This is a genomic window from Arthrobacter russicus (assembly GCF_031454135.1).
GTDB classification, from domain to species: domain Bacteria; phylum Actinomycetota; class Actinomycetes; order Actinomycetales; family Micrococcaceae; genus Renibacterium; species Renibacterium russicum.
Map to the genome: position 1 here is coordinate 2,422,502 of NZ_JAVDQF010000001.1, position 24,643 is coordinate 2,447,144.

At 64.3% G+C, this 24,643-nt stretch carries 13 protein-coding genes and 1 tRNA gene; 10 read left to right on the top strand and 4 right to left on the bottom strand.

Annotation, left to right across the window (positions count from 1 at the left end; genetic code table 11):
* The first annotated feature begins 76 nt into the window (after nucleotides 1-76).
* Entirely contained in the window at nucleotides 77-796 is a 720-nt protein-coding gene (locus JOE69_RS11320) for a M15 family metallopeptidase (protein ID WP_309798778.1), read from the top strand.
* A 129-nt stretch (nucleotides 797-925) separates the two neighbouring features.
* Here JOE69_RS11320 and JOE69_RS11325 read toward each other — a convergent pair whose 3' ends face one another.
* Both JOE69_RS11325 and JOE69_RS11330 read right to left on the bottom strand, forming a co-directional pair.
* On the bottom strand, nucleotides 926-2,545 hold the full coding sequence (locus tag JOE69_RS11325; RefSeq protein ID WP_309798780.1) for an alkaline phosphatase family protein: 1,620 nt from the start codon (nucleotides 2,543-2,545) through the stop codon (nucleotides 926-928).
* A gap of 252 nt (nucleotides 2,546-2,797) precedes the next feature.
* Nucleotides 2,798-2,868, bottom strand: a tRNA-Gly gene (locus JOE69_RS11330).
* A 107-nt stretch (nucleotides 2,869-2,975) separates the two neighbouring features.
* On the opposite strand from JOE69_RS11330, the gene JOE69_RS11335 reads away from it, so the two are divergent.
* Nucleotides 2,976-3,836: a tryptophan 2,3-dioxygenase gene (locus JOE69_RS11335; RefSeq protein ID WP_309798781.1), complete on the top strand. Its 861-nt coding sequence runs from the start codon at nucleotides 2,976-2,978 to the stop codon at nucleotides 3,834-3,836.
* Between the two features lie 42 nt (nucleotides 3,837-3,878).
* Complete coding sequence (gene dcd, locus JOE69_RS11340) at nucleotides 3,879-4,454, top strand: dCTP deaminase (RefSeq protein ID WP_296364544.1); 576 nt, start codon at nucleotides 3,879-3,881, stop codon at nucleotides 4,452-4,454.
* A gap of 74 nt (nucleotides 4,455-4,528) precedes the next feature.
* On the opposite strand, the gene JOE69_RS11345 is transcribed toward dcd, so the two are convergent.
* Together JOE69_RS11345 and JOE69_RS11350 are read right to left on the bottom strand one after the other, a co-directional pair.
* Nucleotides 4,529-5,464 (bottom strand): endonuclease domain-containing protein, encoded by a 936-nt coding sequence (locus tag JOE69_RS11345; RefSeq protein ID WP_309798784.1) that lies wholly within the window; start codon nucleotides 5,462-5,464, stop codon nucleotides 4,529-4,531.
* Nucleotides 5,465-5,629: 165 nt separating this feature from the next.
* Entirely contained in the window at nucleotides 5,630-6,928 is a 1,299-nt protein-coding gene (locus JOE69_RS11350; protein WP_309798786.1) for an MFS transporter, read from the bottom strand.
* Nucleotides 6,929-7,027: 99 nt separating this feature from the next.
* Here JOE69_RS11350 and JOE69_RS11355 point away from each other — a divergent pair, with 99 nt between their 5' ends.
* From JOE69_RS11355 to JOE69_RS11385, 7 genes are all read left to right on the top strand, one after another.
* Nucleotides 7,028-9,943 (top strand): Na+/H+ antiporter subunit A, encoded by a 2,916-nt coding sequence (locus JOE69_RS11355; protein ID WP_309798788.1) that lies wholly within the window; start codon nucleotides 7,028-7,030, stop codon nucleotides 9,941-9,943.
* Nucleotides 9,940-10,395 carry a Na(+)/H(+) antiporter subunit C gene (locus tag JOE69_RS11360; protein WP_296364535.1) on the top strand — a complete coding sequence of 152 codons (456 nt, stop codon included), beginning with the start codon at nucleotides 9,940-9,942 and terminating at the stop codon, nucleotides 10,393-10,395. Before JOE69_RS11355 ends, JOE69_RS11360 begins: the two co-directional genes overlap by 4 nt.
* Nucleotides 10,392-12,053: a Na+/H+ antiporter subunit D gene (locus JOE69_RS11365; RefSeq protein ID WP_309798790.1), complete on the top strand. Its 1,662-nt coding sequence runs from the start codon at nucleotides 10,392-10,394 to the stop codon at nucleotides 12,051-12,053. The genes JOE69_RS11360 and JOE69_RS11365 overlap by 4 nt, the downstream gene beginning before the upstream one ends.
* Nucleotides 12,050-12,613, top strand: coding sequence for a Na+/H+ antiporter subunit E (locus tag JOE69_RS11370; protein WP_296364532.1), 564 nt, complete (start codon nucleotides 12,050-12,052; stop codon nucleotides 12,611-12,613). Before JOE69_RS11365 ends, JOE69_RS11370 begins: the two co-directional genes overlap by 4 nt.
* Nucleotides 12,610-12,897, top strand: coding sequence for a monovalent cation/H+ antiporter complex subunit F (locus JOE69_RS11375; protein WP_309798792.1), 288 nt, complete (start codon nucleotides 12,610-12,612; stop codon nucleotides 12,895-12,897). The genes JOE69_RS11370 and JOE69_RS11375 overlap by 4 nt, the downstream gene beginning before the upstream one ends.
* Nucleotides 12,894-13,262 carry a monovalent cation/H(+) antiporter subunit G gene (mnhG, locus tag JOE69_RS11380; protein WP_296364528.1) on the top strand — a complete coding sequence of 123 codons (369 nt, stop codon included), beginning with the start codon at nucleotides 12,894-12,896 and terminating at the stop codon, nucleotides 13,260-13,262. Before JOE69_RS11375 ends, mnhG begins: the two co-directional genes overlap by 4 nt.
* Nucleotides 13,263-13,469: 207 nt before the next feature.
* Complete coding sequence (locus JOE69_RS11385; RefSeq protein ID WP_309798794.1) at nucleotides 13,470-24,641, top strand: CshA/CshB family fibrillar adhesin-related protein; 11,172 nt, start codon at nucleotides 13,470-13,472, stop codon at nucleotides 24,639-24,641.
* The last annotated feature ends 2 nt before the right edge of the window (nucleotides 24,642-24,643 follow it).

Consider the following 24,643-nt stretch of genomic DNA (forward strand, 5'->3'; position numbering starts at 1 on the left):
GGGTAGCTGTTTTTCCATCATAAGGCGCGTCGAATCGACTGGACGTTTCGATGCACCCGTGATGGATAATATTCCCATGCCCAACCCCGGATTTCGCTTGACGCCGTCCTTGGCGCAGCAATACGGGGTGCCGCCCGCCGGGCCGGTGGTGTTCGACAGCCGGCTGAGCTTCGAGCAGGCCTACGGGACGTCGACCGATCCGCAACGGGCCAGAGACTTGGCGCTCATGAAGCCGCATATGGCGCTCGTCAATGTGCTCTACTGCGGCTTCGACAATGCGCTGCATTTTGGCCAGATAGTGGTCAACAAAGCCATCGAAAACGAGACCAAGATCCTTTTCGTCAAGATGTTCCAACTCGGATTCCCGATCAAGTCGGTGATTCCGCAATCGCAGTTCGGCTACGACGACGAAACGTCGATGCAGGCCAACAACACCAGCAACTTCCGGCCGGACCGGCTGGGCAGCGGCAATCTCAGTGAGCACTTCAAGGGCGCGTCCTTCGACATCAACCCGTTCGTCAACCCGTTCGACGTGCTCAATGACGATGGCAGCCGGACCATCCAACCAGCGGGTGCCAGCTACGCCCCGCGGGCCAAGGGCGCGATCGTGAAGGACAGCGATCTGCGCCGGATGTGGTCCGCCGAGGATTACGAATGGGGTGGCAACTGGGGCGATCCGCAGGCGGACCCGCCGATCGATTTCTATCAAGTCGGCTACTTCGACTACCAGCACATGCAGTTCAACCAGAAGAAAATGGACACCGTCAAACTGTCCCTGCCGGACGGCTTGGCCTGAGCTTTCCGACCACGTCGGGCCGCCCGGCGCGCGGAACCGGTTGAACCACCCGACACCTTGAGCCCGGCAGGCTGAGCCTGCGGAAAACAGTTCCGGGCCCCGTAGCGGGGCCCGGAACTGTTTTCCGGTTCAGGACTTGGTGACCGAAACCTGGTCCAGTGCCCAGAACCAGTTGTTGGTCCCCGCGTAGCGGAAGCCGAACTGGACCGAACGCGCCCCGGCAGGCACCTTGACGGAAAGCTTCTCCGGGCCCGCCGTCGTCGTCGAATAGCTCTTCACGATGCTGCTGCTGCCATTGTCCCAACGGGCCACTACCTGGGCGACCTGCCCGGACTCGTGCTGGTACTGCGTCTGGTAGTCCAGGGTCACCGAGGCCGAGCCGGCGGCGTCGTAAGTGGGGGTGTACAGGGTGGAATCGAAGGCCCGGCTGCTCTTGGGCAGATTCAAGTCGTCCCAGGCATCGGAATCGGCGACCGCGATCACGTCCCGGCCGCGGACGAAGTTCTCCCGGCCCTGATTCTTGTCGTCGGCGGGCGAGCTCCAGAATTCATTCGTGGTGAACGTCCAGCCGTACCATTCCGGGACGCCTCCGGTGGGCATCTTGCTATTGTCGATGCTCCAGCCGCTGGGCGCCGTCTGGGTGTATCCCTTCAGATCCGCCGGGATCTCCGGCTCGGTCTTTTTGTTCTGCAGGACGCTGCGCAGCGAATCGAAGGCATCCGGCTGCAACTCGTCCACCGGCTTGCCGTCGAAACCCCAGGCCGGATCGATCGCCACGCCGGCCCGCTTGAGCACGGTCGGCGCAATGTCCACCGGCTTGAGGTCGTAGCGGACCTGCCCGGTGTTTTTGCCCGGCGTGTAGACCGCGGTGTAGACCGCCCGCTCGTTCAAGGTGGTCCCGTTCCCGTGGCTGCCGCCGTCGGTCAAGCCGTGGTCATTGGTGAGGATGACCCGCCAGTCTTCCGAACCGAAGCTGGGGCTCGATTCGATGGCGCGCAACATCGCGCCGACGTTTTTGTCCGTGGCTTCGAGGGCGTTTTTGTACGCCGAGCCGAAAACTCCGCCGGAGACGTTCTCGTCCGGGGCGCCCATGTAGATGAAGCTGATATCGGTGCGCTTTTCGTAAATCGTCCGTGCGGTGAGATCGGCCTCCCTGGCGTCTTCGCTCAGATACCCGGTGCCCGAGGCCGCACTGCCATAGCGGTAATCGATGTCCTTGTTGATGATCGGGCCGCCGCCCGCCTCCGTCGCGATCGGCTGCCAATCGGCGGCCGCGAAGGTGCTCAACGCCGGCCTGGCCTGCTCTGCGCGGATCAGGAAATCCGGGTATTGGTCGAACTTCTTGCCCTTGAAGGAGTTGTCTTTGACCCCGTGTTTGTCCGGCCAGACCCCGGTCAGGATGCTGCTCCAGCTGGGACCGGACACCGTGGGCGCCAGATTGACGGTGCCGGCGCCATTCGCCGGCGCGAAGGTGTAGCTCAGCGCTGAGGCGCCTTCGTTCAGGATTTTCTTGATGTTCGGCGTGTTTGCGGCCTGTACCCGGTCCCAACGGATCCCGTCCAGTCCGATGACCAGGGTCTTCTGCTGCGAAGCGGCTGGTTTGAAATCCGGGACCGGAAGCGGATTGCTGACGTTGAGGCCGGAGTCGAAGGAGTTCGCGGCCGGTGCGGCTTGGGCGGGTGCCGCCGCGGCCGTCATGGCGAGGACGACGGCGGCCGTCCCGATTCGAGTGCGCAAGGTTGTTTTCACGGTTGCCTTTGCTGCTTGGAGGATAGGCTGCCGGAGCGTGAAGCCCCAATGATTCATCAGGCCAGCGGACAGCTTGTAAATACAAATACCAGCACTTGGCGGGGGAGCCGTGAATGCCGAGTGAACGCCGGGTGAAGTGTCGCCGAGGCGGTTCCGCTGGGTCGCCCGGTGGGGCCGCGAAGCGGCAAAACGAGTCTGGCCCGCCGAATCGTGCGATTCGGCGGGCCAGACGCCCGGCCGTGGCCGGTGCGGAGCGGGCGACGGGAATCGAACCCGCGTATCGAGCTTGGGAAGCTAGCGCTCTACCATTGAGCTACGCCCGCATGCTGCGTTTCCGAAACTCGGAAGGCAGCGGCACTCAGCTTACAGGACGAAGCGATCGCATCGGTATTCTGCGCCGCAACCCGGGCTCGCGGCGTACCCTGTTCAGGTGAGCGTTGAGAAGAACACCCGGAGCATCGAGGCCGGGATCGAAACCGATTTCCGCGACAAAATGAGTTACGGCGGCTATCTGGCCCTGGACGAGCTGCTCAGTGCACAGCATCCGGTGAGCGCGCCGGAGCACCACGACGAATTGCTCTTCATCATCCAGCACCAGACCTCTGAGCTCTGGCTCAAGCTGGTGTTGCACGAATTGCGGATGGTGCGCAGCTCGCTGCAGCGGGACGATCTGCGGATGGCGATGAAGGGCGTCGCCCGGATCAAGCACATCCAGCGCTCGCTGACCGAGCAATGGAGCGTACTTGCTACCCTGACCCCCACCGAATATGCGCAGTTCCGCGGCGACTTGGGCTCGTCGTCGGGCTTTCAGTCCTATCAATACCGGGCCGTGGAGTTCCTGCTCGGCAATAAGAACGCGGGCATGATCAAGGTTTTCGCGGCCGACCCGGTGGCCCAGGAGTTGCTGGGCGGGCTGCTGGCCGAGACCAGCATCTACGATGAGTTCATCCGGTTGCTGGCCCGGAGGGGGTTTGCGGTTCCGGTGGATTTGCTGAGTCGGGACGTCAGCCAGGCGCACGTCTTCTCGCCGGGCTTGGTGCAGGTCTATCGCGAGGTGTACGAGGATACCGGGGCCCATTGGGATCTCTATGAAGCCTGCGAAGAGCTGGTGGATCTGGAAGACAATTTCCAGCTCTGGCGGTTCCGGCATATGAAAACCGTGATGCGCACCATCGGGATGAAGACCGGTACCGGCGGCTCCTCCGGGGTCGGATTCTTGCAGCGTGCCCTCGAGCTGACCTTTTTCCCCGAGTTGCTCGCGGTGCGGACCGAAATCGGCGCAGCGCAGTAAGCCCGGTCAGTCGGTGCCGGCCAAATAGGCTAATTTGTAATTGTGCTGATCTCTGACCGCGACATCCGAGCCCAAATCGACGCCGGGCGAATCGTCCTTGACCCTTTCGAGCCCGCGATGGTGCAGCCGTCGAGCGTCGATGTGCGGATCGACAAGCTGTTCCGGCTCTTCGACAACCACAAGTACGCGCATATCGATCCGGCCGAAGAGCAGCCCGAGCTGACCCGGTTGGTGGAAGTGGCCGACGACGAACCCTTCATCTTGCACCCGGGCGAGTTCGTGCTCGGCTCGACCTACGAAACGGTCACCTTGCCGGACGACGTCGCCGCGCGCTTGGAAGGGAAGTCCTCGTTGGGCCGGTTGGGCCTGCTGACCCACTCCACCGCCGGTTTCATCGATCCGGGATTTTCCGGCCATGTGACGCTGGAACTGTCCAATATGGCAACCTTGCCGATCAAGCTCTGGCCCGGGTCCAAAATCGGACAGCTGTGCTTCTTCCAACTGTCCTCACCCGCGGAGCACCCTTACGGATCCGGCGAGTACGGCAACCGGTACCAGGGGCAACGCGGACCGACGGCGTCCCGGAGCCACCTCAATTTCCACCGCACCAAGATCTAGCCCCTCCGCTGAGCGGCCACATCTGCAGGCTAAAAGCCGCTCCAAACGTGTAGATGTGGCCACTCGGCGGAGCACTAGCCCGGATTCCACCCGCGTTGGCGGAGGACGTTTCGAATTTGCCGGGCGACACCGGCGTAACCGAGTTCTTGGATCTGCGCCTTGGTGATTCGCAGGCTGGTCCAGCCGGCCAAGGCGCATTCATTGTCTCGTCTGGCATCCGAACCCTGCTGTTCGGCACTGAGGTGATGGGCGCCGTCGTACTGGATGGACACCTGGTACTCGCGGTAAGCCAGATCCGGCCAGGCGACGTCGCGACCGGAGCCGGAGACGATCACCACGTTCAACTCCGGTTCGGGCAGGCCGGCCTCTAGCAGGGCCAGGCGCAAAAGCGTCTCAGGAACCGAATCGGAGCCGATCCGGATCAGTTCCAACGCTGCTCGGGCGGATCGGATGCCCCGGGCGCCGGAATGCTGATCGAGTACCTGCCGCAGATCGGAAACTGAACCCAGCGCCGGCGCGTTCGGCCCGAAACTACGTTGATGGCTGCAGACGATCGCGTCGCCTACGGCTACCAGATCCGGGGTGGCGAGGCGGCCGGCCAGATCCAACCAGGTGCGGGCCGGAGAAGTCACGGCCAGGCCGCGGAGCAAGTGGACATCCTGCGCTTGGAGGTCCAAGCGGTGACCGGTCACGCCGAACCTTCGCGGCCGGTTAGCTCCTTTTGGTGTCGCGAGGTGAATGTTCAGCCCGGACTGGACGTGGCTTGGCAAGGGCAGATTCCAGAGTCTTGCGGCAGTGCCCCAACAGGCCACGGCACCGGGGGTGCAGGCCAGAATCGGTGCGATGATGGCATCGAATTCTTGTGCCACGCCCCAGGGGACCCTGATTCCTCTGCTCGGCGTGAGCAACCCGGGATGTTGCAGTCTGCTACGAGTCACCTCGTTTCCGGCTTCCAGCAGCGTGAACGAGCGGTTGCGAAGATCGATTGGCAGTTCGCGGGGGCGCTTCATGGAGTCCATGGTTGCGGAGTTGGCAAGACCGCAAGAGGTTATCCACAGGGTAGAGCTCCCCATTCGCCGTTCGCTTCAATCGAGTGGCCAGATCTGCAGGCCAAATGGCGCTCAAAACGTGTAGATGTGGCCACTCGGGAGGGAAGGAAGTGGCGGGGCGAGCGGTTAGGTGCGGGCGGGGGATCGGACCGGGAGCAGCAATGCGAGGCCGGCCAGCAGCACGATCATGATGCCCAGGATGCCCCAGCGTTGCGAGCCGAACCAGGCGATGAAACCGGCGAAGAGCATCGGGGCAATGAACGACGCCGCCCGGCCGGTGGTCGCGTACAAGCCGTAGAGTTCGCCTTCGCCGCCCACCGGCGCCAACCGGCCTACGAAGGTCCGCGCGGAAGATTGCGCCGGTCCCACGAAAAGGCACAGCAGCAGGCCGAAAACCCAGAACACGGTCTTCCCGGAACCGAAGAAAAGCACCGCGCCGGAAATCAGCAATCCGGCCAAAGATGCCACGATCACTGCCTTGGGGCCCCATTTGTCGTCGAAATACCCGGCTGAAAACGCACCGATCGCGGCCACGACATTGCCGGCGATCGCGAAAATCAGCACATCGCCCTTGGCGAAGCCGAAGGTGCCGACCGCGATCACCGCGCCGAAGGTGAAGATCGCGGCGAGCCCGTCCCGGAAAACCGCGCTGGAGATCAAGAAGTACAAGGTGTGCCGCTGCGTGCGCCACAGCCGGGCAATCGTGCGGAACAGGTGCAGGTAGGAGCCGAAAAAGCCGATTTTCGGCTCCGCCGGGTCCCGGGGGTTCTCCGGCACGGCGAACAACACCGGGATCGAGAAGACCGCAATCCAAGCCGCGGAGATCAAAGCCACGACGCGGTATTTGGTGTTCTCGTCCAAACCGAAGAAGTCCACCCCGGGGGCGAGCATGCCGAAGTACAGGGCGACCAGCAGCACGATGCCGCCCAGGTAACCCGAAGCCCAACCCACGCCGGAAATTTTCCCGATGGTCTTCGGCGTCGAAATCTGCAGCAGCATCGCGTTGTAGTTGACCGAGGCCAATTCGGAAAAGACATGCCCCGCGGCCAACAGGGCGCAGCCCAGAATCAGGTAGCCCGGTTCCGGCAGGACGAAGAAGCAGCTCGCGGTCAGCAGCACCACGAGCAACGTGTTCACCCCGAGCCAGAGCCGACGCCGGCCGCTGTGGTCGGTGCGCTGGCCGGCCACCGGCGCCAACAGCGCGATCAGCAGGCCGGCGATGCCCAAGGCCAGGCCAAGCACCTGCGAGGTGTAGTCCGCGCCGCCGAAAATATCCGTGGTGAGATAGAACGCGGTGAAGATGAAGGTGGTCATCACGGCATTGAAAGCCGCCGAACCCCAATCCCAGGCCGCCCAGGCGACAATCTGTCGCTTGGTGGCCGGACTGGTCGCGGTCGGCTCCGGTGTCGCCGTGATTTCGGTCATAGCTGAATGCTACCGGGCGGTGCGGTTGGCAGGAGTGCGGCTCAGCAATTGATAGACTGGATCACCGAACCCGACCGAATCCAAAAGACGGAGCCGATCGTGCTGACTATCCTCGCCGTCCACTTTGTGGTGGCGTTGATAGCGCCATTTTTCTTCCGCTTCCTGGGCCGCAACGCGTTCTATGTGCTCGCAGCGGTGCCCGCGGGGTCCTTCATTTGGCTGATCGCCCAGGAAGCCGCGATCGATGCCGGCAATCCACCCGTCGAAGTCCTGCCATGGATTCCGGATTTCGGCCTGCAGCTTTCCTTCCAGCTCGACGACTTGGCCTGGCTGCTGTCCCTGTTGATCCTCGGCGTGGGTGCCCTGGTGCTGGCCTATTGTGCGCGCTACTTCAAAGCGAACGACGGCGCCTTCCAGGCGCACGGGGCCGGTTTCGGCGCCCAGTTGCTGGCCTTCGCCGGCGTGATGTTCGGCCTGGTCACCGCCGACGATCTGATCCTGCTTTTCATTTTCTGGGAGCTGACCACAGTCCTCTCCTACTTGCTGATCGGGTATTCGCGGACCCGGCTGGCGGCTCGTCGGGCCGCCTTGCAGGCGCTCATTGTGACCACCTTCGGCGGGCTGACCATGCTCGTGGGCATCATCATGGTCAGCCAGGTGGCCGGCACGTTCCAGATTTCCGAGATCCTCGACAATGTGCCCAGCGGGACCCAGGTGGACATCGGAGTCCTGCTGATCCTGATCGGAGCATTCAGCAAGTCCGCGCTGATCCCGTTCCATTTCTGGCTTCCCGGCGCGATGGCCGCGCCCACCCCGGTCAGCGCCTACTTGCATGCGGCGGCCATGGTCAAGGCCGGAATTTTCCTGGTCGCGATGTTGGCGCCGGCGTTCGCGGACACCCCGTTCTGGAAACCCACGGTGATCGTGCTCGGCCTGGGCACCATGCTGGTGGGCGGATGGCGGGCCCTTCGCCAATACGACCTGAAGCTGATCCTGGCCTACGGAACGGTGAGCCAGCTGGGCTTCCTCACCCTGGTGGTCGGCCTGGGCACGCCGGCCGGGGCCTTGGCCGGAATGGCCTTGCTGCTGGCCCACGGATTGTTCAAGGCTACGCTGTTCCTGGTGGTCGGCATCATCGACCACCAGACCGGAACCCGGGACATCCGGAAGCTTTCCGGCGTGTTCCGGTCCTCGCCTGCGCTGGGCGTGATCGCGGCGATCGGCGCGGCCTCGATGGCCGGGGTCCCGCTGATGGCCGGTTTCGTGGCCAAGGAAGCGGTCTACGAGGCGCTGATCGACTTCGAAAACCCCTGGGTGCTGGCCGGCGGCGTGCTCGGGTCGATGCTCACGGTGGCCTACAGCGCCCGATTCTGGTGGGGCGGCTTCGCGCGGAAAGCGAAAGGCATGCCGATCGCCTTCGGCCAGGTTTCCGGCGAATTCCTGGCCGCGCCGGCGATCCTGGCCGCACTGACGGTGCTGACCGGGGTCTGGTTCGTGCCGTTGCAGAGCTGGATCGAACCGTACAGCAACAAATTCCTGCAGTCCGGGGACAAGGCCCCTTACCTGTCGCTGTTCTCCGGCTTCAATCTGGCGCTCGGCTTGAGCGCCCTGACCTTGGCCGTCGGCTTCTTGCTGTTCTACTTCCGGGACCGGGTGGAACGGGCGCAGGACAAGCTCTACCCGTTGCTCGACGCCGAAAAGAGCTACAAAAAGGTCATCGACGCCTTGGACCACACTGCGGTCTGGGTGACCGGCCGCACCCAGCGTGGTTCGCTCTACTTCTACCTCGCGGTGATCCTGTCCACCACCATCGTGGTCAACATCGTCGCCGTCGTGATGAGCGGCCGCCCGCTGCCGGAAATGTATTTGATCGATCCCGGATCGCCGGCGCAGACCGTGGCCGCGGCCGCGATCATCATTGGCGCGATCGCTGCGGCCCGGGCCAACAAACGTTTCCTCGCGGTACTCATGGTTTCGGTCACCGGTTACGGCATCGCCTTGATCTTCGCGTTCCAGGGTGCACCCGATCTGGCGCTGACCCAGATGTTCGTGGAGTCGATCATCCTGGTGGCCTTCGTGCTGGCGATGCGCTCGCTGCCCCAGGAATTGCGCGACCGGACCACGGGTTCGCACCGCTTGATGCGGATGCTGATCGGCATCGCCTTCGGCGCCACGATGGTCGTGGTGGCCTTGATCGCGCTCGGTTCCCGGGTCGATTCGCCGGTTTCCCTGGACTTCCCGGCGCTGGCCTATGACATCGGCGGCGGTTTGAACACGGTCAATGTGACCTTGGTGGACATCCGGGCCTGGGACACCTTCGGCGAGGTCTCGGTGCTCGCAATCGCAGCGACCGGCGTCGCCAGCTTGATCTTCGTGCGCAACCGGGGCCAAGCCCTGCCCCGCGCGGTAACTATCGAAACCGGAAGCGTGGGCCGCCGCCACCAGAACTCCATGGACGGCGCGCGCGGAGCCGCAGTGCTGCGGTTAGCCAGGCAGTTCGCCACCGCCAGCCGGGACGCCTGGTTGGTGGCCGGCCGCACGCTGGCCCCGGAACGCCGTTCGATCATCTTCGAAGTGATCACCCGGCTGATCTTCCACTCGATGGTGATCTTCTCGGTCTACCTGCTGCTGGCCGGGCACAATTTCCCGGGCGGCGGCTTCGCCGGCGGGCTGATGGCCGGTTTGGCCTTGACTCTGCGCTATTTGGCCGGCGGCCGCGCGGAGCTCGCCGAGGCCACTCCGATCAGTGCCGGGACGCTGCTCGGGGTGGGCCTGGGCACTGCGTCGTTGTCCGGTTTGGCCCCGCTGTTCTTCGGCGGCCAGGTGTTCCAGACCGCGATCATCGAGTTCTTCCTGCCGGTGTTCGGCGACGTCAAGTTCGTCACCTCGACGGTCTTCGACATCGGCGTCTACCTCATCGTGGTCGGTCTGGTGCTGGACGTGCTGCGTAGCCTGGGCGCCGAAATCGACGAGCGTGAAGAAGAGCGCCGGGAGGATTTGGTGGTGGCCGAATGAGCGTCAACCTGACCTTGCTGATCGTGATGGGCGTGCTCTACGCGGTCGGCATCTACCTGTTGCTCGAACGCAGTCTGACCCGGGTGCTGATGGGCTTGATGCTTTTGGCCAACGGGACCAACATCCTGTTGCTGACCACCGGCGGCTATGCCGGCTTGGCTCCCTTGCTCGGCAAAGCAGTGCCGCCGGGGGAATACAACGACCCCTTGCCGCAGGCTCTGATCCTGACCTCGATCGTGATTTCGTTCGCGGTGACCGCGTTCATGCTGGGCATCATCTACCGGACCTGGGTGCTGGCCCGCCAGGATGAAGTCCAGGACGACGCCGAAGACCGCAGAGTGGCGACCCAGCCGATGTTCGACGCCGAAGAAGATGTGGAAATCCCCTTGGAAACCACCGAGTTCGACGACCCAGCCGCCGGCAAAAGCGCCAAAAAGGGAGGCAAGCCGTGAATCTCACCCTGGCTTCGCTCACCCCGCTGGCGATCATCCTGCCGTTCCTCGGCGCCGCGGTCGCGTTTTTGCTGATCCGGCATCCCAAGGCGCAGCAGGCGGTGAGCATTTCGGTGCTCAGCGTGACCCTGCTCCTGGAAGTCGGATTGCTCGCCCAAGTCTGGAACGGCGGCACGGTCGCGGTGAACCTGGGCGGCTGGTTGCCGCCCTGGGGCGTGGTGCTGGTGGTCGACCAGTTCTCCTCGCTGATGCTCGTGGTGTCCTCCGTGGTGGGGCTCGCGGTGCTCATTTATGCGACCGGGCAGGGTGCTGCGGACGGCGATGCCGAAGGCCCGGTGTCGATTTTCCACCCGACCTATTTGATCCTGATGGCCGGGGTATCCAACGCTTTCCTTTCCGGCGACCTGTTCAACCTGTATGTGGGATTCGAGATCCTGCTGACCGCCAGTTATGTGCTCATGACTTTGGGCGGCACCGGTCCGCGGATCCGGGCCGGGGTGACCTATGTGGTGGTCAGCGTGGTCTCTTCGATGCTGTTCCTGATCGCGATCGCGATGATCTACGGTGCCACCGGCACGATCAACATGGCAGATCTGGCGGTGAAGCTGGCCAATTTGGACCAAGGCACGCAGACCCTGCTGCACTTGATGCTGTTGATCGCCTTCGGGATCAAGGCGGCGGTCTTCCCGCTCAGTTTCTGGTTGCCGGACTCCTATCCGACCGCCCCGGCACCGGTCACCGCGGTGTTCGCCGGGTTGTTGACCAAAGTCGGCGTCTACGCGATCGTGCGGACCGAAACGCTGCTCTTCCCGGGGGACAGTCTCAATGACTTCTTAATGGTGGTGGCACTGCTGACCATGGTGGTGGGCATTCTGGGTGCAATAGCGCAGTCGGATATCAAACGTATGCTCTCTTTCACCCTGGTTAGCCATATCGGTTACATGGTCTTCGGCTTGGCCATGTCCTCGGTGCTCGGACTGGGAGCGGCAGTCTATTACGTGGTGCACCACATCACGATCCAGACCAGTTTGTTCCTGACCACCGGACTGATCGAACGCCGTGGCGGTTCGACGTCGATGCACCGCCTGGGCGGCTTGGCGAAGCTTTCGCCGATCCTCGGCATCCTGTTCTTCATCCCGGCGATGAATTTGGCCGGAATTCCGCCGTTCTCCGGTTTCCTGGGCAAGCTCGGCCTGCTGCAGGCCGGCGCGGCTTTGGACACCCCGCTGGCCTGGGTGCTGGTCGCCGGCAGCGTCGCGGTTTCGCTGCTGACCTTGTTGGCGATCGCCAGGGTCTGGAACCGGGTGTTCTGGCGCAGCCCGCAGGACACCGAAGAAGCGCCGGAGCCGGCATTGCTCGAAGGCTTGCCGGAGGCCGACCCGTCGGCCGGTGCCGGTACCGCCGCGGTGAAGGTCAAGGCCCGGCCGTTGCCGCGGATGATGGTCGGCCCGACCGCCGGACTGGTCGGCGTGGGTTTACTGCTCACCGTCTTCGCCGGACCGTTGGTGCAGCTCGCCGACAACGCGGCCCGGGAAATGCTGGACCGCCGGCCCTATGTGCAAGCAGTGCTCGGCGATGCCGGGGTCAAAGCCTTGGAAGCGAGCCGGCCTGAACTGGTGAAGAAACCGGAACCGAGCCAAGGGACGGTGAAGCCATGACCAAACAACGGATTTCGCTCAAACAGGAGTTGCCGCTGCTGATTTGGCTGGTCCTGGTCTGGGGTGCCCTGTGGCGTGATTTCAGTCCGGGCAATCTGGTCTTCGGCGCGATCATCGCCTTGCTGGTCACCCGGGTGTTCTACCTGCCTCCGGTGGAGCTCAGCGGCCGGTTCAATGTCTTCTACTTCCTGGAATACGCCGGGGTGTTCCTCTGGCACGTCGCAGTGGCCAGTGTGCAGGTCAGCTATCTGCTGCTGGCGCAGGGGCCGCGGATCAAAAACGCCGTGGTGGCAGTGCCGCTGCGCAGCCACTCGGATCTGATGGTGACCGCGACCGGGCACGTGATCTCGCTCATCCCGGGCTCCTTGGTGATCGAAGTGGACCGCTCCACTTCGACGCTGTATCTGCACACCATGGACGTGAAGAACGACGACGACGTGCGCAAGATCCGCGCCGACGTCCGCGACGTGGAAGCCTGGCTGATCCGGGTGATGGGCAGCAAAGCCGAACTCGCCGCTTTGCGAGCGGAACAGCCCGCGGCGGACGAGGTGAAGTCATGACTGTTTTCGGCGCCCCGTTGATGACCATGACCCTGATCGTGGTGGGGGTGATCCTCAGTGCTGCGGCGCTCGGTGCGATTTACCGCATCGCGGTTGGCCCGTCCTTGTTGGACCGGGTGCTGGCCGCCGATGTGCTGCTCGCGATCTTCTCCGCAGCCCTGGCCACCGATATGGCGGTCAACCGGCATTTGAACAACCTGCCGCTGCTGGTGGGGCTCACGATCATCGGCTTCATCGGCTCGGTCACGGTAGCCCGCTACGTCGCGGAACGGAGGCCGCAATGAACCTCGATTCCGTCATCGACCTGCTGACCGCGATCTGTCTGATCCTCGGTTCCGCACTGTCGCTCGCCGCAGCGGTGGGCTTGCTGCGCTTCCCGGATTTGATGAGCCGGATGCACGCGGCGACCAAACCGCAGGTGCTCGGCCTGTTTTTGCTGCTCCTGGCCATGGCCCTGCAACTGCGCAGTTGGGCGGTGCTGCCGATCCTGCTGATTGCCTGGATCTTCCAGTTGCTGACCGTCCCGGTGTCCGCCCATATGATCGGCCGGGCCGGCTACCGGACCAAGCACTTGCGCAAAGACACGCTCAGTCAGGACGACTTGAACGACGTCGTGGAGGCCGCCGCGAACCGGGAAGAGCCCCGCTGATCGCTTTTGGTTGACTCGGCGAACCCTTACGGGTTCCAGCTGAGATTCTGCTGTGGCTACTTTCCCGCCCGACAGGCCGGTAACATCAGGGATTACGGGTAATTATCCCTGGCAACGACGGCGGAATTCAGCGAAGCTGCTGAGCCGCCGTCATTGGTGAGGAATCGACGAGAACCGTCCGAGCAGCCGGACGGTGACGGGGGCACGATGTTCCGCAGTGTAAGCGTTCTGACCGGCCGGCACCTCAAAGGTGCTGCCTTGCGCCGTCGTCGGACGTTCCGAAAGGCAGCCCACGGTGCGGTGGCTGCCTCCGCTTCGCTGGCCCTGGTGGCCTCCGGCATGGTTGCCGGCTTGGTGGGCGGCACGGCTCCAGCGCAGGCCGATTACGCCACCGCTGGTTCCGGCCCCTACCAATCCCGGATCTACTGGTTCGACATGACGAACTTCCCGCTGAACACCGTGGGCGGCACCCAGACCTTCTCGCCTGCTCCGGGCGTGTCCGCAACCGTGACGATGACTGCGAAGAGCGCGTTGTCCGGCACGAATATCGGCCTAACCGCCCAATCGTTGAATTCCTACTCCCGCAGCCCCGCTGGTCAAGCTTATGCGCCCGCGGGAAACGTGGCGATCGCCAATAGCGTCGCGGGGGCCAAGATCGGCGCTACCTTCACGTTTTCGATGACCGTCAATGGCCGCTCGATCACGCCGCGGGTAGTTGCGACCGACGGCGAAGCTACTGCGGCAAATGGCTCGGAAGCCCTGCAGTACAACACCACCGGAACCGATTGGGTGGATTTTCAGGATTACCGCAGCGGCACTGCGATGTGGGCCGGCACGCTTTCCGGCAAGCAGCTACGGATTACAAATTCGGAGGGAACACAATCGACGCCCTTCGTGTTCAGCGACACCACCCAGGTCAGCACCCGGATCGAGGGCGGCGGCACCCAGGCGGCGGCGTTCGGCTTGATGCTTCCCTTCGATTACGGCGATGCGCCAGCCAGCTACGGCATCGCCCAGCACCTAGTGCCGCAGACCGCGTCCGGAACCGCGCAGAGCACCAGCAGCCCGCCGGCGCTGAACGAATCCGCGGGCGTGTACCTGGGCCGGGTGGCCCCGGATTCCGAAGCCCGGACCGGCGCGACCCTCACCACTGACGACACCACCGGCGCTGCTGATGAGGGCGTGTCGCAACTCCTCGCCAACGGCGCGGGCAGCTTCCCGCCGTACAGCCCCGGACAGCGGAATTACTCGGTCCAAGTGGTCTGTACTGGCCCGGGAGCCACGGTCAAAGCCTGGTTGGACACCAGCAAGAACGGTGCGTTCGAGGACAATGAGGCGGCGACCACCACCTGCCAGAACGGCTCCGCCACACTGAATTGGAGCAACCTGCCCGCCGCGAGCGGCTCGGCGCCGGACCTGGTCGCCCGGTTCCGGATCGCCAGCGCCGCCGCCGATGTGGCCACCCCCGCCGGCAGTGCTGCAGACGGCGAAGTGGAAGATTACGAGGTCGCAGCTCCGGTGCAGACCGCGTGCCCGGCTCCGGTGAACATCGTCAACGGCGGCTTCGAACAGCCGGTGATGACGGGTAACTTCCAGAACTACAACCAGAGCCAGGTCCCCGGCTGGCGCACCACGGCCAGCGACGGTCTGATCGAGTACTGGAAGAATGGTTTCAACGGGGTGCCCTCGGCCGAAGGCAATCAATTCGTCGAAATCAATGCGACCCAAGTCTCCGCGCTCTATCAGGACATCGCGACCACGCCGGGCCAGACCATCCGCTGGTCGCTGGCGCACCGCGGCCGGCAGGGAACCGACGTGATGAAGGTCGTCACCGGCCCGCCCGGCGGCACGATGGTGCAGCAAGGACCGAACATCAGCGATGGGAACACCGCCTGGGGCCGGTATAGCGGGACGTATACGATTCCGGCCGGGCAGACCACAACCCGCTTCCAATTCGAATCGGTGAGCTCCACCGGCGCGGCCAGCATCGGCAACTTCCTGGACGACGTCACGTTCAGCAACTCGCCCTGTCTGACCGCGCAGAAGTCGGTGACCAATGTCAGCGGCAACAACCCGGCCCGGATCGGCGATACCCTCGAGTACTCGGTGGACGTCACGAACGCCGGCGGTTCCGATTCACCGTTGAGCGTGCTCGCCGACCAGATCCCGACCGGCACCACCTATGTGCCGGGCTCGCTGAAAATCACCGCCGGGACCGGCGCCGGCAACCTCACCGACGCCGCCGGCGACGACCGCGGCGATTACAGCGCCGCGCAGGACCAAGTAACCGTGCGATTGGGCACCGGCGCCACGCCGACCGCCGGTGGCACCCTGGCTCCCGGGGCCAAAGCCACGGTGACCTTCCGGGTCACCGTGAACCCCGAATCCGCGGACAGTACGGTGCACAATGTCGCCACCGTCTCCTACCAGGATCCGATCCTGAACAATGCGGTCAAGACGTCGTATTCCAATACCGTGAGCACCCCGGTCGCTTCCGCCGCGGATCTGCAGATCACCAAGGAGCAGGTCACGCAATACCCCTTGGCCGGGCAACCGATCGAGTACCGGCTCACGGTCAAGAACAATGGCCCGCGCCCGGCCACCGGGGTCACCGCGCAGGACACGTTGCCCGCCGCGATCACCGGGGGCACCGGCCAGGTCGACGGCGGAAGCGCCTGCACGGTCAGCGGGCAGAACCTCAGCTGCGCGATCGGCAATCTCGCCGTAGGCGCCACCCGGACCATCACGGTCAAGGGCACCGTGGCGGCGAATGCGGTTCCGGGCAGCAGCTTCACCAACACCGCGACGGTCTCCGGCAACGAGTACGACCAGGTGCCGGGCAACAATTCCTCCAGCGTCACCACTACGTTGCTCAAGCCCGGGATCACGGTGACCAAGTCCGCCGGGGCCATCCAGGACACCAACAGCAACAGCCGGCTCGACGCCGGCGATACCGTTCCGTACAGCTTCGTGGTCAAGAACACTGGTGACACCACGCTCACATCGGTCAAGGTCACTGACGCCAAGGTGCCGAACATCAGCTGCCCGGCGACCACGCTCGCCCCGAATGCTTCCACCACGTGCACCGGCAGTTATGTGCTGACCCAGGCGGACATCGACGCCGGGAAAGTTGACAATTCGGCCACCGCGACCGGCACCCCGCCGGTCGGCGATCCGATCACCTCGCAGCCCAGCGCGGTCACCACGCCGGTGAACGCGCCGAATTCGATGACGATCACCAAATCCGCCGGTGCCGTCCAGGACAAGAACGGCAATGGCCGCACCGATGCCGGCGACACCATCGACTACAGCTTCGTGGTCAAGAACACCGGAACCACCACGCTGAACAGCCTGGCGCTCTCCGATCCGAAGATCGCCGGCGTCAGCTGCCCCACCGCCACCTTGGCGCCGGGGGCCTCGACCACTTGCGTCAAGACCTACCAGATCACGCAGGCCGATATGGATGCCGGCAAGATCGTCAACCAGGCCACTGGAACCGCCAAGGGCAGTGCCGGCAGCGACGTCAATGCGACCTCCAACGAAGTCACCACTCCGCTGACCCAGACCAATAGCTTCGACTTCACCAAGAGCGCAGCGGCGCCGGTGGATTCGAACAAGAACGGCCGGATCGACGCCGGGGACACCATCGGCTATTCGTTCAAGTTCACCAATACCGGCAGTACCACGCTGAAGAACCTCAGCGTGACCGACAGCCTGGTGCCCAATGTGGTCTGCTCGACCACTACGTTGGCCCCGGGCGAATCGGTAACCTGCACCGGCAGCTACACCATCACCCAGGCGGACATGAACGCCGGCAAGGTGGACAACAGCGCCACCGGTACGGTGACCCAGCCGGACGGCAGCACGGCGAACAAGACCTCCACGACGTCCACGCCGTTGACCGGCGTCGGCTCCTTGACCTTCGACAAGCAGCAGGGCACGCCGACCGACGCGGACGGCAACCCGATCACCGGGCGCGAAGTGGGCAAGGGTGACAAAATCCCCTACACCTTCCTGGTGACCAACACCGGTTCGGTCACGGTCAGCAGCGTCACCGTGGTGGATTCAAAGGTTTCCGGCATCAACTGCGGCGGCGTAACCAGTCTGGAACCGGGCAAGTCGGTGACTTGCTCCGGCGTGTACACGATCACCCAGGCCGACGTCGATGCCGGTGCGGTGACGAATACCGCGAATGCGAACGGCAAAGACCCCAAGGGCGGAAGCGTCGATTCGGCGAATGATTCCACCACGCTCCAACTGACCCAGACGCCCAAGATCAGCCTGAGCAAAGCGGCCGGCGAGATCACGGACACCAACAACAACGGCAAGAACGATCCCGATGACACCTTGGCCTACACCTTCACGGTGAAGAACGAAGGCAATGTCACGGTGAACACGATTTCGGTGAGCGATCCGAAGGTCGCTGAGATCTCCTGCCCCAGCAGCTCGCTGGCCCCCGGCGAGTCGGTGACCTGCACCGGAGCCTACCGGCTCACCCAGGCGGATTTCGACGCCGGCAAGGTGGACAACGAAGCCACCGCCAAGGCCAAGGCCGGAAACACCGAAGTGAGCTCGGAGAAAGCCACCGCCACGAAGCCGTTGCCCCTGGTGGACGCGGTCACCGTGAAAAAGACCGCGGGCACCCCGGTGGATGCGAACAACAACGGCCGCACCGACGCCGGGGACACGATCAGCTATACGTTCCTGGTGACCAACACCGGAAACACCACGCTGAGCAATGTCACGGTGAATGATCCGAAGGTCAGCGCGGTGAACTGCCCGGTGACCTCGTTGGCCGCCGGGAAGTCGGTCACCTGCACCGGCACGCACACGATCACCCAGGCCGAGGTGGACGCCGGCAAGGCGGACAACACGGCCACCGCGGTGGGCACGCCGCCGGGCCGCCCGCAGATCAGCTCCAATGAATCCAGCACCAGTACGCCGATCGCGCCGGTCGACGCTTTGACCGTGGTCAAGGATTCCACCGGGCCGGTCGACGGCAACCAGGACGGCCGGATCACCGCGGGGGAGAAGATCCCCTACACCTTCAAAGTGACCAACACCGGCAGCAGCACGCTGACCGGGGTGCGGATCGCCGACGCCAAAGTGGCCGCGACCTGCGATCCGACCACGCTGGCACCGGGCGCTTCGGTGACCTGCACCGGCGAATACACGATCAGCCAAGCCGATATCGACGCGGGCAAGGTGGACAACACCGCCACCGCCTTCGGCACCCCGCCGGGCGGCCGGGACGAAAAGGAATCCGGCCCGTCGTCCAAGACCGTCACGATCGCCCAGGTGAAGTCGCTGGAGCTGGTCAAGGACGTCGCGGGCATCGACGACAACAACAAGAACACCCGGACCGATTACGGCGACTACATCCGCTACACCTTCAAGGTGACGAACACCGGAACCGTGAGCCTGGACAACCTGGTGATCAACGATCCGAAGGTCGGCACGGTGAGCTGCCCCAGCGCGGCACTGGCACCCGGAGCCTCGGTCACCTGCACCGCGACCTACGAGATCAACCAGCCCGACGTCGATGCCGGCCAAGTGGTCAACAAGGCCACCGCCACGGCGAACGACAAGTCCGGGACCGCGGTGACCTCGAACGAGTCCACCAAGACCGTGCCGACCAGCAGCTTGGCGCAAATCGCCTTGAAGAAAACCGCAGCGGCGCCCAAAGACGTCAACAACAATGACACGATCGACGCCGGCGACACCGTCGACTACACCTTCGAGGTGCGGAACACCGGCGATGTGAGTATCGACGGGTCGACGGTCAAGGACCCGTTGATCCCGGGATTGACCTGCCCGGCGGGAGTAATCGCGCCAGGCCAGGTCAAGGTCTGCCGCGCCACCTACACGATCACCCAGGCCGACGTCGACGCCGGCAAGATCGTGAATACCGCCACCGCGAGCGGCACCGATCCCAAGGGCAATCAAGTGACCGCGACGGACTCGGTCACCGTGACCATCCCGGCGGACAGCAACTTGGACATCGTCAAGACTGCGAGCGAGCCCAGGCTGGCCGATGGCCAGACCCAGCTCGGCGCGGGGTCGCTCATCGACTACAGCTTCAAAGTCACCAACGATTCCAATGTGACGGTCAGCGACGTCGCAATCGTGGACGACAGGCTCAAGGGCCCGATCACGTGCGAGAAGACCACGCTGGCGCCGAATGAATCGACGACGTGCACGGGCACCTACACCATGACCACCGAAGACTACGACGCCGGATACGTGCTCAACACGGCGGAAGCCACCGCCAAGGACCCGTCTGGCGCAACCGTGGATTCCTGGGATGACTCGGCGCTCGTCGAGCTCAAGCAGATCTCCAATATGACCATGAAGAAGACTGCGGGTGCGATCCAGCACCAGCCTGGCAGCGACAAAACGCAAGCCGGAGACACGGTCGAGTACACCTTCGAGGTGAAGAACACCGGAAACACCACGCTCTACTTGGTGGGCGTCCGGGACAGCCTGGTCGGCACGGTCAAGTGCCCGGTCGCCACCTTGGCACCGGGGGCATCCACTACCTGTGAAGCCAGCTACAGCATCACCCAGGCCGATATCGACCGGGGCACCCTGGAGAACAAGGCCACCGGCGTGGCCACCCCGCCGTCGGGCGAGGAAATCACCTCGCCCGAAGACAAAGCGACCGTGGACACCAAGGGCGAGTCCGCCTTGTCCTTGCAGAAGCAGGCTGCTGCGCCCAAGGACGCGAACGGCAACGGCCGGATCGACCCCGGGGACACCGTGGACTACACCTTCACGCTGACCAACACCGGCCAAGTCACGCTCAAAGACCTCTCGGTCACGGACAACCAGGTCGCCACGGTGACCTGCCCCACCGGATCCTTGGCGCCGGGTGCTTCGGCGACCTGCACCGCAACCCGGGTCCTGACCCAAGCGGACATCGACGCGGGCAAGGTGGACAATACCGCGACCGGCTCGTCCACCGACGCCTACGGCACCACGGTGACCAGCAAAGAAGCCACCGCAACCATCGCGATCCCGCGGCAGGATGCGCTGACCATCAAGAAGTCGGCCGGCACCTGGAACGACGCCAATGGCAATGGAATGATGGATCCGGGCGAGACCATCCCGTACAGCTTCCTGGTGACCAACACCGGGACCACCACGCTGACCGGGATCAAGGTCAACGACGCGCTGGTCGCCCCGATCACCTGCGCCAAGACCACGCTTGCTCCGGGTGAATCCGTCACCTGCACCGGCAGCTACACGCTGACCCAAGAAGACGTGGACCGCGGTGATGTGCTGAATTCCGCCACTGCCACCGGGACCACGCCCGACGGCGGCACCACGACCTCGCCGGGTTCCGAAGTGGATACGCTGATCCCGCGCACCGCGAAGCTGAGTTTCGACAAGCAGGCCGGGCAGATCACGCACACTTCGGGGAATACCCGGACCCAGGCCGGGGACACCATCAGCTACACCTTCGTGGTGAAGAACGAGGGCAACGTCTCGATCGACTTCCTGCAGATCCGGGATCCCAAGGTCGGCATGATCGACTGCAGTAAAGACGTGCTCAAGGCCGCTGAATCGATGACCTGCACAAAGGTGTACACGATCACCGCGGCGGACATGGACTCCGGTTCGGTGAAGAACACCGCCTTCGCCGAAGGCGAAGACCCGGACGGCAACAAAGTCGACTCGAACACCGACGAGACCAGCACCACGCTCGACGCGACCACCGAATTGGCGATCAAGAAGAGCGCCGCCGCACCCAAGGACGTGAACGGCAACGGGCTGACCGACGCCGGGGACACGATCGACTACTCCTTCGCGGTGACCAACAACGGCACGGTGACCATGGACAACCTCAAGGTCAACGACGCGAAGCTGCCCGGTGGCGCGATCAGCTGCCCGGCGACGTCGCTCGCGGCCGGCCAAACGATGACCTGCACCGGGACCTACACGATCACCCAGGCGGACGTCGACGGCGGCAAGGCGGACAATACCGCGACGGTTTCCGGAACGCCGCCCGGCAGCACGGTGCCGGTGACCTCGGAACCGAGCGGAACCAGCACCCCGATCTCCGGCAGCAGCTCGTTGACCATCGCCAAAGACGGTGCCGCACCGAAGGACGTCAACGGCAACGGTCTGGTCGATGCCGACGACACCATCGATTACACCTTCACGGTGACCAACACTGGCACCACCACCCTGCGGAATCTGGTGATCAACGATCCGCTCATCCCGAGCGCGAACATCACCTGCACGGCCACCGAATTGGCGCCCAAAGCGGTCACCACGTGCCGGGGCAGCTACACGATCACGCAGAGCGACGCGGATGCCGGCAAGGTGCTGAACACCGCGACCGCGACCGGAAAGCCGGATCAGGGCGATCCGACCACCTCGCCCGGCGCGGAGAAGGAGACCGAGATCCCGGCCGTGGACCGGTTGGAGATCACCAAGTCGGTGGTGCCGAACAACGGCAAGGCCTACAACGATGCGAACGGCAACGGCCGCCCTGATGCCGGAGAGCGGATCGAATACCAGTTCGTGGTCAAGAACACCGGAAACACCACGCAGCACGACCTGAGGGTCGCCGATCCGAAGATCGCGAATGTCTCCTGCCCGGTCACCGAGTTGGCAGCCGGCGCCTCGACCACCTGCACCGCGAGCTACCCGATCAGCCAAGCGGATCTCGACGCCGGCACGGTGGACAACACCGCGACGGTGACCGGAACCCCGCCGGCCGGTCGGCCGGACACCGCAGTCGACAGCAACAAGGTCACCACGCCGCTGGAGCGCGGGAACAGCCTCACGGTGGCCAAAGCGGTCAGCAGCGTCGACGACGTGAACGGCAACCAACGCACCGACGTGCCGGACGTGGTCAACTACACCTTCACCGTGACCAACAACGGCAACACCACGGTCAAGGAGATCGCGGTCCAGGACGCCAAGATCCCCGCGGTGAGCTGCGCTCCGACCGAACTCGCACCGGGCGCGGTTGCCACTTGCACCGGGAGCTACACGATCACCCAGGCGGAAGTGGACAACGGCAAGGTCAGCAATACCGCCACCGCGGTAGGGACCGGGCCGGACGGCAAACAGACCACCTCGGAGCCGTCCACGGCGGAACAGCCGACCACTGCGGTGGCCGCGATGTCCTTGGTCAAAAAAGTCGACCCCGCGGCGCCGAAGGCCAGCAAGGCCGGTGACAAGATTGCCTACGTCTTCACCCTGGCGAACACCGGTACCTTGACCCTTTCGGACGTTTCGGTGGCCGAGCAGCTGCCCGGCGTCACGGTCAGCTGCCCCGCCGGACCGCTGCTGCCCGGCAAGAGCGTCGATTGCACTGGAAGCTACACCGTCACGCAGGCCGACATCGACAACGGCAAGGTCACCAACCGGGCCACCGGCAATGCCACCGCGCCGGTTCCGGGCAGCACCGGAACCCAGCCGGTGAGCACCGACCAGGCGAGTGTGGACGAGATCCTTACCCGTAACAACCAGTTGGACCTGAGCAAGACGGTCAAGCAGATCATCACCGAGCAGCCCTCCGGCCGGCCCGTGGCCGGGGACCAGATCGTGTACGCGCTCAAGGCGACGAACCGGGGCAACACCACGTTGACCGACGTCGTGATCACGGACAGCAAACTGCCCGGACTCAGCTGCACTGTGGCATCGTTGGCCCCGGGCACCGAGCTGAACTGTGAAGGCACCTACACCTTGACCCAGGCCGACGCCGATGCACCCACCGTGGACAACACCGCGACCGCCAAGGCCACCGGCCCGGGCGGTACCGCGGTGGACGGCGGCAAGCAGTCCACGTCGACGCCGACCTCGCAAGAAGCGGCATTGCAGATCAAGAAGTCCTACCAGCCGCTCACCGACACCAACGGCGACGGCGTGGTCGGCGCCGGCGACAAGGTCACCTTCACCTTCGTGGTGACCAACTCGGGTACGGTGACGCTGCGCGCGGTCGAGATCGATGACCAATTGGCGCTCGACGGGGAGCCGGTGTGCGAAGCGACCAGCCTGGCGCCCAAGGCTTCGACCAATTGCACAGCGACCTACACCTTGACTCAAGCCGATGTCGAAGCCGGCAGCGTGCGGAACTCGGCCACGGCGATCGCGGCCAAGCCGGACGGCGGCGATATCGAGTCGCCGGCGAGCGAAGTCACGGTCGCGATCGACCGGACGCCCGGTCTGGCCTTCGAGAAGAAGATCGCCGGGACCAAGGACCTGAACAACGACGGCCGACTCGCCGCCGGGGACGAGATCGATTACGTGTTCACGGTCAAGAACACCGGCAACGTGAAGTTGAGCGGGGTCGCGGTGGTGGACCGGAAGCTCGCCGACGCCGGGGTGTCGATCAGCTGCCCGAGCACGGATCTCGATCCGGGACAGAGCATCGATTGCACCGCGACGTACCGGATCAGCCAAAGCGACGCCAATGCCGGAAGCGTGAAGAACACCGCGCACGCCGAAGCGAAGCAAGGCGAAACTCCGGTAACCTCGGTGGAATCCTCGAAAGAGCAGCCGCTCACCGTGCTGGACGAACTTTCCGTGGACAAGAAAGTCACCAAGACCAATGACGTCAACGGCAACGGCAAGTTGGACGCCGGCGACACTATCGAGTACCAGTTCCTGGTGACCAATTCCGGCACCCGGGACGCGAGCGGGGTCAGCGTCAACGATCCGCGGGTCAAGGTCGAATGCCCGGCCAGCGTGGTCGGCGCCGGGACCAGTATGACCTGTACCGCGGTCTACACGGTGACCCAGGCCGATGTGGACGCCGGCAGTCTGCAGAACACCGCGACCGCTACCGGGAGCACCCCGGACGGCAAGCCGAACACCAGCGAGCCGGATTCGGTCACCACGCCGTTGGACGGGGCGCCCGGAGTGAAGCTGCTCAAGCAGGCCGGTCCGGTGACCGATGCCAACGGGAACGGCCGGAAAGACGCCGGGGACAGCATCGTCTACACGTTCACGGTGACCAATACCGGGAACACCACGCTGTTCGGCATCGTGGTCCAGGACGAGAAACTGGCTGCTGCCGGAATCTCGGTCGACTGCCCGGTCAGCCAGTTGGCTCCGGGACAGTCCACGACCTGTACTTCGGCGCCGTACCAGGTGACTGCGGCCGACGTCGACGCCGGTGCGGTGTCGAACGTCGCCACGGCCAGGGTGAGCAGCGGCAGCAGCGGCGGGCAGAAGCTCACGTCGGATCCGGCCTCGGTGAAAACCGGACTGGACCCGAAACCGACTCCGCCCACACCGCCGGTGGAACCATTGCCGAATACCGGCGTCAGCAACCTCTGGATCATCGGGTTGGGAGCGTTGATCATCGTGATCGGTGCGATCCTGCTGTTCCTGGGAGCGCGCCGGCGCCGTAGGAACTGAAC

What these genes read in the sequence shown, in the direction of transcription:
- JOE69_RS11360 (WP_296364535.1), top strand. Translation starts at nt 9,940, where the DNA reads ATGAGCGTCAACCTGACCTTGCTGATCGTGATGGGCGTGCTCTACGCG.
- JOE69_RS11345 (WP_309798784.1), bottom strand. Translation starts at nt 5,464, where the DNA reads ATGAAGCGCCCCCGCGAACTGCCAATCGATCTTCGCAACCGCTCGTTC.
- JOE69_RS11375 (WP_309798792.1), top strand. Translation starts at nt 12,610, where the DNA reads ATGACTGTTTTCGGCGCCCCGTTGATGACCATGACCCTGATCGTGGTG.
- JOE69_RS11385 (WP_309798794.1), top strand. Translation starts at nt 13,470, where the DNA reads ATGTTCCGCAGTGTAAGCGTTCTGACCGGCCGGCACCTCAAAGGTGCT.
- mnhG (WP_296364528.1), top strand. Translation starts at nt 12,894, where the DNA reads ATGAACCTCGATTCCGTCATCGACCTGCTGACCGCGATCTGTCTGATC.
- JOE69_RS11350 (WP_309798786.1), bottom strand. Translation starts at nt 6,928, where the DNA reads ATGACCGAAATCACGGCGACACCGGAGCCGACCGCGACCAGTCCGGCC.
- JOE69_RS11370 (WP_296364532.1), top strand. Translation starts at nt 12,050, where the DNA reads ATGACCAAACAACGGATTTCGCTCAAACAGGAGTTGCCGCTGCTGATT.
- JOE69_RS11320 (WP_309798778.1), top strand. Translation starts at nt 77, where the DNA reads ATGCCCAACCCCGGATTTCGCTTGACGCCGTCCTTGGCGCAGCAATAC.